Origin of the sequence: Streptomyces sp. NBC_01750, assembly GCF_035918095.1 — a bacterium.
Classification (GTDB): Bacteria; Actinomycetota; Actinomycetes; order Streptomycetales; family Streptomycetaceae; genus Streptomyces.
Map to the genome: position 1 here is coordinate 236,630 of NZ_CP109137.1, position 13,271 is coordinate 249,900.

Annotated in this window: 9 protein-coding genes; 6 read left to right on the plus strand and 3 right to left on the minus strand. The window is 68.1% G+C overall.

From position 1 onward, the window contains the following. The 4 genes from OG966_RS00945 (at window position 1) to OG966_RS00960 (ending at window position 7,283) form a co-directional block, all read left to right on the plus strand. Window positions 1–969 carry a hypothetical protein gene (locus OG966_RS00945; RefSeq protein ID WP_326647377.1) on the plus strand — a complete coding sequence of 323 codons (969 nt, stop codon included), beginning with the start codon at window positions 1–3 and terminating at the stop codon, window positions 967–969. Continuing rightward, entirely contained in the window at window positions 966–4,835 is a 3,870-nt protein-coding gene (gene fxsT, locus OG966_RS00950; protein WP_326647378.1) for an FxSxx-COOH system tetratricopeptide repeat protein, read from the plus strand. The genes OG966_RS00945 and fxsT overlap by 4 nt, the downstream gene beginning before the upstream one ends. 160 nt (window positions 4,836–4,995) lie before the next feature. Further along, window positions 4,996–5,869 (plus strand): IS5 family transposase gene (locus OG966_RS00955; RefSeq protein ID WP_326647379.1). Its coding sequence is split into 2 segments (ribosomal slippage): window positions 4,996–5,387 and window positions 5,386–5,869, totalling 876 coding nucleotides; the frame shifts between segments, so codons are not numbered across the junction. Between the two features lie 70 nt (window positions 5,870–5,939). Beyond that, complete coding sequence (locus OG966_RS00960; RefSeq protein ID WP_326647380.1) at window positions 5,940–7,283, plus strand: IS630 family transposase; 1,344 nt, start codon at window positions 5,940–5,942, stop codon at window positions 7,281–7,283. A 70-nt stretch (window positions 7,284–7,353) separates the two neighbouring features. On the opposite strand, the gene OG966_RS00965 is transcribed toward OG966_RS00960, so the two are convergent. Beyond that, the gene (locus OG966_RS00965) at window positions 7,354–7,791 is read right to left on the minus strand and encodes a hypothetical protein (RefSeq protein WP_326647381.1); all 438 of its coding nucleotides are present in this window, start codon (window positions 7,789–7,791) and stop codon (window positions 7,354–7,356) included. Window positions 7,792–8,397: 606 nt separating this feature from the next. Then, complete coding sequence (locus OG966_RS00970; RefSeq protein WP_326647382.1) at window positions 8,398–9,351, minus strand: immunity 49 family protein; 954 nt, start codon at window positions 9,349–9,351, stop codon at window positions 8,398–8,400. Between the two features lie 443 nt (window positions 9,352–9,794). Between OG966_RS00970 and OG966_RS00975 the strand changes: the two genes are divergently transcribed. Both OG966_RS00975 and OG966_RS00980 read left to right on the plus strand, forming a co-directional pair. Beyond that, window positions 9,795–10,190, plus strand: a complete 396-nt coding sequence (locus tag OG966_RS00975; protein WP_326647383.1) for a hypothetical protein — start codon at window positions 9,795–9,797, stop codon at window positions 10,188–10,190. Between the two features lie 344 nt (window positions 10,191–10,534). Beyond that, on the plus strand, window positions 10,535–11,266 hold the full coding sequence (locus tag OG966_RS00980) for a DUF6193 family natural product biosynthesis protein (RefSeq protein ID WP_326647384.1): 732 nt from the start codon (window positions 10,535–10,537) through the stop codon (window positions 11,264–11,266). A 113-nt stretch (window positions 11,267–11,379) separates the two neighbouring features. Here the strand turns inward: OG966_RS00980 and OG966_RS00985 are convergent, their stop codons facing one another. After that, a complete protein-coding gene (locus OG966_RS00985) occupies window positions 11,380–12,981 on the minus strand; it encodes an ISL3 family transposase (RefSeq protein WP_442806645.1) in 1,602 nt (533 codons plus the stop codon). Window positions 12,982–13,271: the final 290 nt, after the last annotated feature.

Consider the following 13,271-nt stretch of genomic DNA (forward strand, 5'->3'; position numbering starts at 1 on the left):
ATGCGGCACCGCGAGATCTGGCTGGGAGACGTGGCGCGCGCCGCCACGGCCCTCGGCGCCTCGGATCCCTCGGCGTGGAAACGGATCGCGGCGCTGCTCGGCCTGGGTCCGGGAAACGTGCCTGCACCCGCCTCCGAACCCTCCCTCGACGCCGTCGCTGTCCACAGTCCCGCCCCGCTGCCCCGACCGGACGCGCCGCAAGGCACCGGCAGGCCCGTACCGAAGCCTTCACCGAATGGCACGCCGCGGCATCCGCCCTCCACCACCGCGAACACTCCGCTGACCCCCACCGAGCACCGCACGCCGCGCAGGACCGGCTGGACCGTCGAATCCCTTCCCTCCCCCAGGACCACCACCGGCCGCGTCAGACTCCACGTACCACTCCTCGCGCCACGCTCCACCGCCGCGGTCCTGCACGCGGCCCTGGCCCGGGTCGCCCACGATGGTGACCTGGACGTGGAGCGGGCTGCCGACCACCTCGCCCGCGGGCTGCCCCTGCAGGAGATACCGCGGCGACCGCTGCCCACCCTGCGCTACGGGGTACAGATCCTCGCCGACATCTCCGCCTCCATGGAACCCTTCGCGCAGGACGTAGAAGGCGTCATTGACCAGGTACGCAGCCTCGTCGGCGTGGCGAGAACCACCGTGCTGCGTTTCGCCGACTGCCCGTCGCGTGGAGTGGGCACCGGCCCCCGCGGCACCTGGGGACCGTACCGCCCCCCTCAGCCAGGCACCCGCATTCTGCTGCTGTCGGCGCTCGGCATCATCGGACCGCCCTTCGACCCGCACCGCGCAACCGAACGCGAGTGGCGGGAGATACTGCTGCGCATCCGGCAGCACGGCTGCGAAGCCGTCGCCCTCGTACCGCAGCCGGAGCGCCTGTGGCCCACCTGGTGGCGCTCCCAACTCCACGCGGTCGTCTGGGACCGAGGCACCACCGTGGGCCGGGTCGTCGGGGAACTGCGATGACCTCCGCGGCCGAGCCTCGCCCTCGGCAGGGCCACGAGCTCGCCATCCTCCTCAGTGTGGCCGCCCGCATCGAACCCGAACTGATGCGGGCGGTACGGGTCACGGTGGCGCCTTTGCTGGACGTCTCGGCCGAGACGGACCTGTGGTTCGGCGACCTCGTGGAACGACGGGGCTTCGGCTACATCGTCCTGCGCAGCGATCTGCTGCCGCAGCTGCGCGGCGAACTCACCGAACGGCTCAAGAACTGTCCAAACGGAGCGCCCCTGCACCGCCTGTGGTCGGTCATCGAGCGCATGCACCGCAATGGTTCTCCCGCACTGTCCGCCGAGGAGCGCGCGACCTGGCATGCCGTCAGCGGCGGCACCGAAGCCGAAGCGGATATCGAGCACGCGCTGCGCCCGGCGCTGCGGGCGCTGGTCGAAGAGGCCCGCGACGGAGTAGCCCGCTGGTTCTCGGGCGCCTGGCAGCGGCTCCCCGAGCCCGTCCGTCGGACCACCACCGCCTGGCAGCTCGCCACGGTCGCCAGGGCCCGGCTCGCCGACGCAGTACTGCAGTCCGAACCGCCCGAACGGCTCAGCGTCACCGACGTCGGACTCATCGCCGCGCTGCTGCCACACGCCGAGCTGCACGGCCGGCGCGTGGGACCGCTGCTGGTCCTCGGCGAAGGCGCCGACGACCCCGGTAGCTTCGTCCTGCAAGTCCCCGACACCGATCCACAGGTCCTGGACCTGCTAGACCAGCCTGTGCCACGGACGCTTCAGGTACGAAGGGCCGAGACGGTTGCGGAGACCGTCGGCTGGGGGCCGGTGCGGCTCCTCGCCGCCGACGGCGCGGTCTACGAACTCCCTCCTCCTGCTCTCGACCTCAGCCGCACAGGGACCGCTCCGCGGCACGGCACAGCACCGGGCCAGCATATCGTGCTCAGTCATGCTGGCTTCGACCGGTCATGGGCGGCGTGGATCACCGACCAGTTTCAGTCGGCCGGACACCGTGTCACATCCCGGCTGTGGAACCCGGACCCCTCCCGACCACTGACCGAACTACTGGACGACCTGCTCGACACCGCGGACCGGGCGCTGCTCCTGGTCGGCGCAACGTACTGGTGGCTCGGCGGGCGCACCGCGCAGGAGTGGGACTCGGCGCTCACCGCGTGCGCCGCGGACCACTCCGGACGCCTGGGCATCGTGATCATCGACGCCGGGGAACCGCCCGCGGCGGCAACGGCACTGCCCATGGCAGATCTCCGGGGCACCGCCGAACAGGAAGCCAGGCACCGCCTGTTCGGCCTGCTCGGCATGTCCCTGTCCCGGCAAGCCGACGAGGCGCCCGGACTGACCATGAGGTTCCCGGACACCCCGCCCGCTGTGTCGAACGCCCCCCGCCGGAACCCCCGTTTCAGCGGCCGCGAGGCGTTTTTGGACCACATCCGCCACACTCTCCTCGCGGCTCCTGAACCGGGAACCGGCCGCGCCGGACAACACCGCTGCGTGCTCCTCGGTGCCTCCGGAATCGGCAAGAGTCAGCTGGTCACCGAGTACGCCCAACGGTTCGGCAACGAATACGACATCGTCTGGTGGATCAGCGCCGCATCCCAGGGAACAGCCCGGGAACAGCTCGCCGAGCTCGCGCCCCGACTCAACCTCGCCGCAGGACAGGGAATCGGCAACCGCATCCGCGCCGTGCAGGACTCCCTGCGCGTGGGCCTGCCTTTTCACCGCTGGCTGGTCGTATTCGACAGTGCCGACGACGTGCGGGAGATCGAGGACCTTTTACCCGAGGGCTCGGGACACCTCCTCATCACTTCTCGTAACCCCGCATGGGCGGACGACGAACGTGTCCTGCGCATCGATGTGCCGCCCTTCCCGAGGAACGAGTCGATCGACTACATCCGCGCCAGGGCCCCCCGGCTCACGGCCGCCGAGGCCGACCGGCTCGCCGAGGCGGTGCAGGACTTCCCGCTCCTGCTCTCCCATACCGCGGCCTGGCTCGACACCAATCCGATGCCCGTCCCCCAGTACATCGACCTCGTCCGCTCCCACCCTCCTGGGCGGCCGCCGAACGGCCATGCGACGCAGTATCCCCGCGCCTTGGAGAGCAGTTGGACGATCACTCTGGCGTCGCTGCGGGAGCGCAGTCCCACGGTCGTCGAACTCCTCGACCTTTTCACCCACTTCTCGCCGGAGGCCATCCCCGTTCGGCTGCTGCAGTCCGCCGACGCCAGCGTCCTCCCGCCGCGCATCGCCGCGGCTGCCGCCGACCCCGCCGCCTGGGACGCGATGATGCGACAGCTGTCGGAAACCTCGGCCGTTCGGCTCGAGTTCGGCGCGGACGGGGTGGAGCGGGCCACCATGCCCCGTCTGTATCACGCACTGCTGCGTGAGCAGCTCTCCGACGAACGGCGCGATCAGTTGTCCCGTGCCGCTTGCGAAATCCTCGCGGGAGCGGACCCCCAACGGCCCCTGGACGCCGCCCTGTGGACACGTTATGCCGAACTGATCCCGCACTTGGAGATCTCCGGCTCGCTGGACCGGGGCGGCATCGGCGCCCGCCTCGTCCTGAACTGCATCGAGTACCTTCGCACCCGCGGCGAAGCCCATGCTGGGCTGCGGTTGTGCGAACAGGCGAGGGCACGCTGGCGCAGACACCGGCCCTTCGACGACCCCGACATGCTCATCGTCACCTACCAGCACGCCAACATGCTGCGCAGAGCCGGCCGCTACCGGGAGGCCGAAGCCGTCGGACGGGCAATCGTCGACCGAATCTCTGCAGCCAGACCGGCCGACCACCCCGACCTGCAGCGCGCCAGAAACACCCTCGGCGGAACCCTGGTCTCGCTCGGCGCCTACCAGGAAGCCTACGAACTCTACGACCGGACCGCGCACATCAACGCGACAACACTTGGCGAAGAAGGAGTGGCCACTCAACAGGCTCGCACCAACCTTTCCATCGTGCTGACACTGCTCGGCCGCTACCAGGAAGCCCTGGATCTGTCTGCGGCAGTCCTCGCCGTCCGCTCGCGGCAACTCGGCCCGCACCACGCCTTCACTCTCTACGCCGCACACCGGCAGGCACTGACTCTGCGTCTGCTCGGCCGCTACGCGTACGCGCTCGGCCGCCAGGAGTCCAACGTCCACGACTACCGCCGCCTCATCGGCCGGTACACCGTGACGACCATGGTCGCCGAGCACAACCTCGCCCAGTGCCTGCGCCGGGTCGGCGACCTCACACCGGCCCGCGACCTGATGCGCGAGCTCGTGGAACGCGCCCGCCAGGTCCAGGGCCCGCAGCACCCCGAAGCGCTCTTCATCGCCGCCGACTACGCGTCCTTGCTCCGCGAAGACCGAAGCCTGGACCAGTCCTGGGACCTGGCCACCACCGCCGCCCGCGGATACGCCGACCTGCTCGGCGACACCCATCCCTACTCGATCGGCACGGCCGGCAACATCGGCCTCATCCTGCAGAACTCGGGCGACCGCGACCGCGGCGAAGCACGACGCGTCGCCGAACGCGCCTTGCGGGGAATGACGGCTTCGATGGGCGCCGACCACCCGTGGACCATCGGGTGCGCCCTCAACGCGGCCTCGGCGCGCAGCCACAGTGGGGATGCAGAGGGGGCAGCCGACCTCAGCGGGCAAGCCCTTGAACGGGCCACGAACGCCGTCGGCCGGAGCCACCCCCTCGCCTTGGCCTGCGAGGCGGCACTCGCGCAGGACCTCCGCGCGCTGCGCCGAGGGGCCGAAGCCGACCAGCTTCAGCAGGACGCTCTGACCCGCCTGACCGGCACTCTGGGCGAACACAGCCCGCAGACGGCAGCCGTTCGGCGGGGAGAGCGGCCGTTCTGGGATTTCGAGCCGCAGCCGACGTGAAGCCCGGCCTGGACTGGTCGGGCAGCGGCTCCACGATCCAGGTGCCGCCCATCGTCTTCACCGGGCTCGCGGGCACCTCCCGACGGAACTACACCCGCCGTTCCTGGGGCGACTAGGGTCTGTTGCGAAAGTGGATCTTGATCGGTGATGATCATGCGTTGTGGCGCGTGGAGATCTGACAGATGCACAGTGGTCGCGGCTGGAGCCGCTGCTGCCGATGGGCAAGAAGGCCGGGAGGCCGCCGGTTTGGACCAGGCGGCAGCTTATAGACGGCATACGGTGGCGGACGCGGGCGGGAACGCCGTGGCGGGATGTGCCCGAGCGGTACGGGCCGTGGGACCGGGTCTACGACCTGTTCCGCCGGTGGCAGCGTAACGGCACCTGGCACCGGATTCTGGAGCAACTGCAGGCCGATGCCGATGCGAAGGGCCTGATCACGTGGGACGTCAGCGTGGACTCCACGGTCTGCCGTGCTCATCAGCACGCCGCCGGGGCAGGTAAAAGGGGACCTTCAAAAGGAACCGCCCGGCGGCTTCGTCACCGAGCCCGACGACCACGCCCTCGGACGTTCCCGCGGCGGTCTGACTACGAAAATCCACCTCGCCACCGAGCAGGGACAGAAACCACTGTCACTGCTCATCACCGCCGGCCACCGGCACGACAGTCCCTACTTCCGCCCGGTCCTGGAGAAGATCCGAGTACGCCGTCCAGGCCCCGGACGGCCGCGAACCAGACCTGACAAGGTCCGGGGCGACAAGGCCTACGGATCCCGCGCCAACCGCGCCTACCTGCACGGACGCCGGATCGCCTGCACCATCCCGGAGAAGGCGGACCAGATCCGCAACCGCAAGAACCTCGGCTCCCGCGGAGGCAGACCACCGAAGTTCGACAGGGAAGACTACAAACAACGCCACGCGGTCGAGTGCGGCATCAACCGCCTCAAGAGACATCGCGCAGTGGCAACGAGGTACGACAAACTCGCCGTCCGCTACGAAGCCACCGTGCTGGTCGCAGCCATCAACGAATGGCTTTGACCAGCACTTTCGCAACAGGCCCTAGTGTGATGCGCCAGAAATCCTGAGGGTTAGTAAGTAGCCTGTTGGTATGTTGCATCCGGGTCCTTCCGCTGTGGAGATCACGCTGTCCGAGGACGAGCGTGTTGAGCTGCTGCGGCGGGCGGGATTGCCGGACCGGCGTCCGGCCGAGCGGGCCCGGATCATCCTGGCGTGCGCCGACGGCACGTCGAATGCGGGCGCCGCGCGGGCCGTTGGTGTGGCGGTCAAGACGGTGAGGAAGTGGCGCCGGGCCTTCGCCGCGGAGCGGATGACCGGTCTCGAGGACACCGGGCACATCGGTCGGCCGAAGGCCGACCTGGTCCTGAGTGAGGCTGAGCGGGATCAGCTCACCCGTTGGGCGAGGCGGGCGAAGACCGCTCAGTACCTGGTGATGCGGGCAAAGGTCGTGCTGCGCTGTGCGGAGGGCGGGACGAACAGACAGGCCGCGACCGACCTCGGTATTGACGAGTCGACCGTGGAACGCTGGCGGGCCCGGTTCATCGCCAAACGCCTCGACGGCCTGGCCGACGAGCCCCGGGTGGGCCGGCCGCCCTCGATCCTGCTGGATCAGGTCGAGGACGTCATCGTGGCGACCTTGGAGTGCACTCCGGGTAAGGACACGCACTGGTCGCGGGCTTCGATGGCCGAGCGCACGGGCCTGTCGAAATCGACCATCGGGCGGATCTGGAAGCGGTTTGACCTTAAGCCGCACCTCCAGGATTCCTTCAAGCTCTCCACCGACCCGCAGTTCGTCGCCAAGGTCGTCGACGTCGTCGGCCTGTACCACCACCCGCCCGAGAAGGCGGTGGTGTTATGCGTGGACGAGAAGTCCCAGATCCAGGCGCTGGACCGGTCCCAGCTGGTGCTGCCGATAATGCCGGGCATGCCCGAGCGGCGTACCCATGACTACTACCGGCACGGCATCACCAGCCTGTTCGCGGCCTTCAACATCGCCGACGGCACGGTCATATCGGAACTGCACCGCCGCCACCGGACGATTGAGTTCAAGAAGTTCCTGGTCACGATCGACAAGGCGGTGCCCGCCGGGCTCGACGTCCACCTGGTCTGTGACAACTACGCCACCCACAACACCGCCGAGATCAAGACGTGGTTGGGCAAACACCCCCGCTTCCACGTCCACTTCACCCCGACCGGCTCCTCCTGGATGAATCAAGTCGAGCGGTGGTTCGGCCTGTTGACCGACAAGCTCATCCGCCGGGGCGTCCACACGTCCGTGAAGGCCCTGGAGGACGACATCACCGCGTGGATCGACACCTGGAACGAGAACCCACGGCCCTTCACCTGGACCAAGACCGCCGACGAGATCCTCAACTCCCTCGCCGACTACCTCACCAAGGTCGGATCCGGCAGCCAGAATACGGAGCAGAACTAACCCTCAGGATTTCTGGCGCATCACACTAGTGCCGCATCAGGGAACCTTTGCCCTGTAGCCGTCTGGGGTGTCAGCTCGTGCTGATTGGTGCGCTTTGCTCGGCGTCGAGCTGGTGGTCCGCCCAGATGTAGCTTTCGGGCAGCAGGTCGGTGATGGAGACGGTTCGGAGGCTGTCGCTTGCGCCGATGATGACCTTGAGGGTTGGGAAGTAGTCAAGAAGGACCTGACGGCAGCGGCCGCATGGGGGCACCACCCCGCGGTCGCGGTCACCCACGGCGACGATGGTGTCCAGGTCGTAGGCGCCCTGGGGCGCGACCGTGACGCTGGTAGTGGCGGCCAGTTGCTCGTAGGGCTGCGGCGCGAAACCCGTCGGAACCCGGTCGAGCCAGGGCAGCCGCTGGTGGCCGGGAAGCGTGGGGTGGGTGCTGTCGTAGAAGACGCCTTCCAGTAGCAGGGAACGGGCCGTGGCGGGATCGTCCCGCAGGACGCTGACCCGAGTGTGGCTCAAGTCGACGATGCCGACTGGTGCTTGGCGGGAGTGCAGCACCAGGCCGTTCCTGTGCGCCTCAGCCAATCACCAGGGGCTACCCGTGTCGGGGCATGCCACCGCAATCCCAGGCGTCCGCCTCATCAACCACTTCGACCACGCCGTGGACCGCACCCGCAGCGGTCTGCGTGCTAGGACCTCTCGTGGACCTTCCCGTTACCGGTGTCCTGCCAGCGTCCCGACACCGCAGTTCCGTCCGTCGGACAGGCCACCTGTCGCGGCCCGCGCCGACCATGGGCGGGCGCATCCGCGCAGGTCAGCGGAGTGCCAACCACCACAGGCCGCTCCGGAACGGAACTCGCGAGCAGCGGATTCGGTCCGATGAGCCGGAGTTGACACTCCAGCACCTCGCAAGGAACGTTTCCGCAGTTCAAGGCGTGTTTTACCGCCCTTTGGTTCGCGGCACCCGGGTGCGGTCCATGACGGCTTACAGGACGGAGGCCAGGAAGCCGAGACCGCCATGGACGACATGGCCGCGCCCACGAAGGCGGCTCCGGCACGGAGGAGAGCTGCGGCGGGAGGCCGCGGCCACTGTCGAGTTGCTCGAGGACTGCGTCCTGTAACTGACTACTTGGCGGTCCAATATCCCAGGTCATTTCCGCCGGCGTCCGCCGCTCGCCGCAGCGCCTCCGGGGAACCCAGCATGCCGTGCGGCAGATAGCCGGACCGGACGCCCAACTCCCACCCGTGCACTTGGACCGCAAGGGCGGCCAGGGTAAGGGCGCCGAGCGGCAGCAGAGTACTGGGGGCGGGATCGGATCCCACGCTCTCCCGGTGCTCGATGAGCCGGGCTACGAGAGCCTGTTCAAAGGCGTGCTGGTCGTCGTCGAGGAGTATGCGAAGGAGGCGCTGGTCCGGTGTCAGGGGGCCGGCGGCGTCCAGGTGCCGGGCCGCCTCGGCGCGCTCGTCGGCGTCCGGCTTGCACAGGGTCACGGTGGGCCAGTCTCGGGGCAGGTGCCCGCGCGCCTGGGTCAGGTAGCCGCACAGTGCGTCCATCTCAGCAAGGTCCGCCGGATCCGACGTCGAGCTCAGTTTTGAGTACGGCACGCCGTCGCGGATCGCGGGCGCGTAGTCGTTCCGCAGCAGCAGACCGATCACCCGCTGCCATTCCCACACCAAGCCGCTGACCAGGCACATCGCAAACGTGTCGACCCACGTTCCAGCTGTGGGGGCCTCCTCGATGACGTCACCGAAGGCGATGTCATCGCTGCTGAGTCTCTCGTCGATGAGCGGGAAGACCATCTCCTGGTCGCCGTCGGGGAAGCAGCCAACGCCCAGCGCCCCCAAGGAGCACTCCGCCGCGGTCCGCAGAACCGTGCGCGATGACTCGTCGAGCGCGGGATCCTCCACAGTGCGGGCCGCGATGTGGTCGAGGAGCTCGTCACGCATCTCCTGCAACTTCTCCGGGGACGGGTCGTCGTAGCGCATCCAGTGCCACCGCCGCCAGGTCCGTCGGCTGATGTCGTCGAGTGCCTGGCCTATGTGCTGTCCACTGACCTCATGGCGCGTCACTTCCTGCACGGCTGCTGTCCTCTCGTGATCTTCCCGGCCGGACGCGGCACGCTATCAGCGGCCTCAGACATCGCCCCGGATCCGGCCGCGAGAACCCGGCAGCAACAGCGGTGCTGGGTGGGCGGTGCTGCCGCGTTCCTGTCTGCACCGGGCACCTTCCGCCTTGATTTGCGACCTCACTTCCCTCAGCACGCGAGGGCAAGTTGGACGTCGGCGACTTCATCCGGAATCGAATGAAGTCGAAGGGCTGGATGCGCCGTACGTCGCCAGGTGGTTATGTCCATGAGAACGGACAGCAGATGTTCACCACTTCGGGAGGCACCGCCGTCTGGCACTGTTCGATTGCGGCAGCAGCACTCGAGCTTCAACCTCCGCAGGCGCCGTGCCGGCCATTGCCGCCCTTCCGTGCCATCGAACACGGTCTGGCGGGAGCTAGGTGCGATCCTGCATGTATGAACCATCTCGGCGACGCGAACCTGCGCACCTGGACGCTGCGGTTTATGACCCTCCTCGCAGCCGACACCCAGGATCAGCTTGCCTGGCTGGGCGAGCGTGAGCTGGAGACGGAGTCCGTCGTTGAAGAGGTGGAGCTCCTCTGCCGCATCTCCGAAGGACTCGCCGAGCGCGGAGCCTTCGAACCCAAGAATCTGCGCGATCTTCAGGCCATCGGCCGTCTCCTCGGCGAGATCGATGCCGCCTGCCGCGCCGGCCTCTGGGCCAACGCCCTGGCCACAGATCCGGCGTGGGACGAAATACGCCCTCTCGCCCGCCAGTTCCTCCTCACGACGCTGGGCGACTGGCGTCAGCCACTGCCACGCCCCGTGCGCTCGCACACGGGCGACCACTGAGCACGTCCAGGCCGCCTGTGCGACTCTGACGTGGCCGGCTCCACGCGGCGGGAACGTCGCGGCGACGTTCGGATGGGTGTCGGCCGGTAGGCGGCCGCACACCGCCTGCCAGACCTCGGCGGCCGCCTCTCGGCTCGAAACTCACGCAGCGTTCGAATCCTCGGTGTGCTCTGGCGCCTCCCGAAGTCGGGTTCTGGCTCACTTTCCGTGGAGGGCTGACTGAGCGTGATGTCAATGGCTCCCCAGGCCGTGAGCAACGGACACTCGGAGTCACGTGCCCACGGCCCTCGCTGCGACGCCTGATCGCCGTTCTCTTGGTGGCGTCGCGACGGCAGACTATGGAGGTGGACTCTGACCTTTACCCTGATCTGGCTGCTGCTGGCAGCCTGGCCGCAGCGTTGGAACAGCTGGCGGCCGAACTCGGTGTCGAACTCACAGTGGTACCCGGCGATTGGGGCCCACTGGTTTCGGCCGGCATCGCCTCGTCGGTCCCTGAGCGCAAGCCGCTATCCGTTCACATCGGGGCTGAGAGCCGCTGGTTCGGTGTCTCCGGCTGGAGTCGCGGAGTCGAACTCATTACCGGAGCCACGCCCGACCTGACGGATATCGTCAGGGCCGGAGCGGCATGGGGACGGGGCAGGAGCCTGTGGGAGCTGCGGGCGGAGCTGTCGTTTCTGCGCTCCAGCAAGCGCGCCGAAGCTCACGAACGCGGGCCGACCGCGGTGGTGGAGCTGCAGTGGCGCACAATGCGGGAGCAGGCGGCCGAGGAACCGAATTTCACAGGGTTCGGCGAACTCGTGGAAGTGGCTCATGCCGACCCGCGGCTGCGACAGCTCTATGTATTCTCCAGCCACTGGACGCTCGGCTTCAGCTCCTGCACCGGATACCCGTTCCGCAACGAGGTGGCCATCGTCCCGTCGCACAATGGCAGCCCATTCCGCCTGAAGAAACATCCTCTCTCCGACGACGCTCTTGGCGAGGCCGCCACGGCCGAGGAAGCCGTCGCCCTGGCGGTGCGCCACCTCCCCACCGATCTCGGTCCGGCGGAAGCGGGAACCGCCGAACAAGATGGATGACGAGCGCGAACCAAATCACTGACCGTCAGCGATCTCGTGGTCAGTTGGCTCCCCATCAGACGGCCGCGGACGGGGAAATCCAACTGGCAACCCACAGTGGTCTGACCTGCGCTTCACGAGTAGAGCAGGACGCGCTTGCGGAGGAGATGAAAGCCGGCCCGCCCGAACATCTGGCGTTTGAGCATCTTGATTCGGTTGACGTGTCCTTCGACAACGCCGGAGCTCCAGGGCAGGGTGAGGCCGGCGATGACGGCGTCGCGGTCGCGGTCGATGCCTGCGGCAAGGGTGTGGAGGCTGGGGAGATCGTCTCGCCGGACGGCGTTGAGCCACTGCGGCAGCCGTTCGCCCTGGCGCTCGGTGAGCATCTGGCAGAAGGAGCGGACGTGGCCGGTGAGGGCGTCCAGTTCAGGGCAGTGGACGAGAACGGCTTTGAGTCGGAGGTGCTCCGTCTCGGTGAGGCTCTCTGGCCGGCGGAGGATCCACCCAGCGACGAGGCGGGGTGACGGTGGCCGAGCTGTGACGGGGCACGACGAGAGTCGATTCTCCCGGAAGTAGGCGCGAACCCGCTGGTAGCTGCCCTGATAGCCGAGCGGCACGATCTCCTCCCACACCATCCATGCGTTGGTGCAGCCTTGGTTCCAGCGGTCATCCAGGTAGGGCTTGAAGGCGTCGAGTTTAGTTGGCCGGTCTTGCCACTGCCCGTGGAACAGTTCTTCCGGAGTGGTTGCGTCGGCGAGGAGCTTGACGGTTCGGGAGGTCATATGGAGTTGGCGGCCGATCGCCCTCCGGCTGAGCCCGGCTGCCAGCAATTCGTGGGCGGTCGCGTGCTTGTCGCGGGTGCGGTCAGCGAAGCGATGTCCCCTCGGCCAAGGCGAGCCAGAGGGGCCTTCGAACTTCTCCGGCTCGGGGGCAGGCTGGGCTGGATCTGACGCCAGGACCTTCAGGCATCCACGGTGGTCTGCGACGCACCGCTCTGCAGCCTCGCTCAGGTTGTGCCAAAGATGCCACCTGTCCGCGACCTGCACCGCCTGCGGTGCCCCGGCCTTGGCACCTTCGGCGAAGAACGGTGCACGATCGCGGCAGACCACCTCCACCCCGGGCCGCCTCGCGAGCCAAGCGGCCAGGCTGGAGGCCTCCCGGTCGGGCAGAAGGTCGACTGGACGCCGGCTTTCGACGTCGACCAGGACAGTTCCGTAGTGACGCCCTTTGCGGGTCGCGTACTCATCGACGCCGACCACCCGCGGGGCTGGAACTTCGGGGTCGGGTAACGCTTCGACCAGCCGCAGTACCGTGCTGCGGCTCACGGCCACGCCGAACACTCTCGCCATGCGGGCACCGGCCCGACCGGCGAGCGCGAGGCCGACCGCGGCCAGCGTCGACCGCAGGCGCTCGGTCCGCCGACCGTACCGACGGGTCAACCCTGGCAGCTGCTCGGCAAAGGTCCGCCGCCCACACGAGATGACTGGGCAGAGGAACCTGCGGACGCGTAAACAGAGAGCGACCCGTCTGCCACCGCTGGGCACATCAGCGGGGAATCGCAGGTAGGAGCTGTGAATCCGCCGTGACCAGTTCCCGCATCCGGGACAGATGGCCCCAGCCACCGTGCTTCGAGCCTCTATGCGTACCGCCTCGTCGTTCACGGCGACCGACAGCACCGCCACGTCGGCAATCGACGGGAACAGCAACTCCTCCAGCCGGAGCACCACTTCTTCCACAGGGCGCACTGTCGGCCACACCGCACCCGGTACGGGCCAATTCCGGGCAACTTCCCCACGGCCCACTCACCCAACAACCGTCACTCAGCGTGCATGGTCCACGGAAAGTGAGCCAGAACCGCTACTCGCGTACACAGCCAGCCCAGACCGCGTGCCTGATCACGGAAATGTGAAACAGGCACTCTCAGCGCGAGCACGACGACCAGAGCGTGCCGTACGCCGCGCGGATCGCGAGGGTCGGGCACCTCGGCCAGTCGCTCCAGCAGGCCCGGGATCTCCTCGGGCACGGC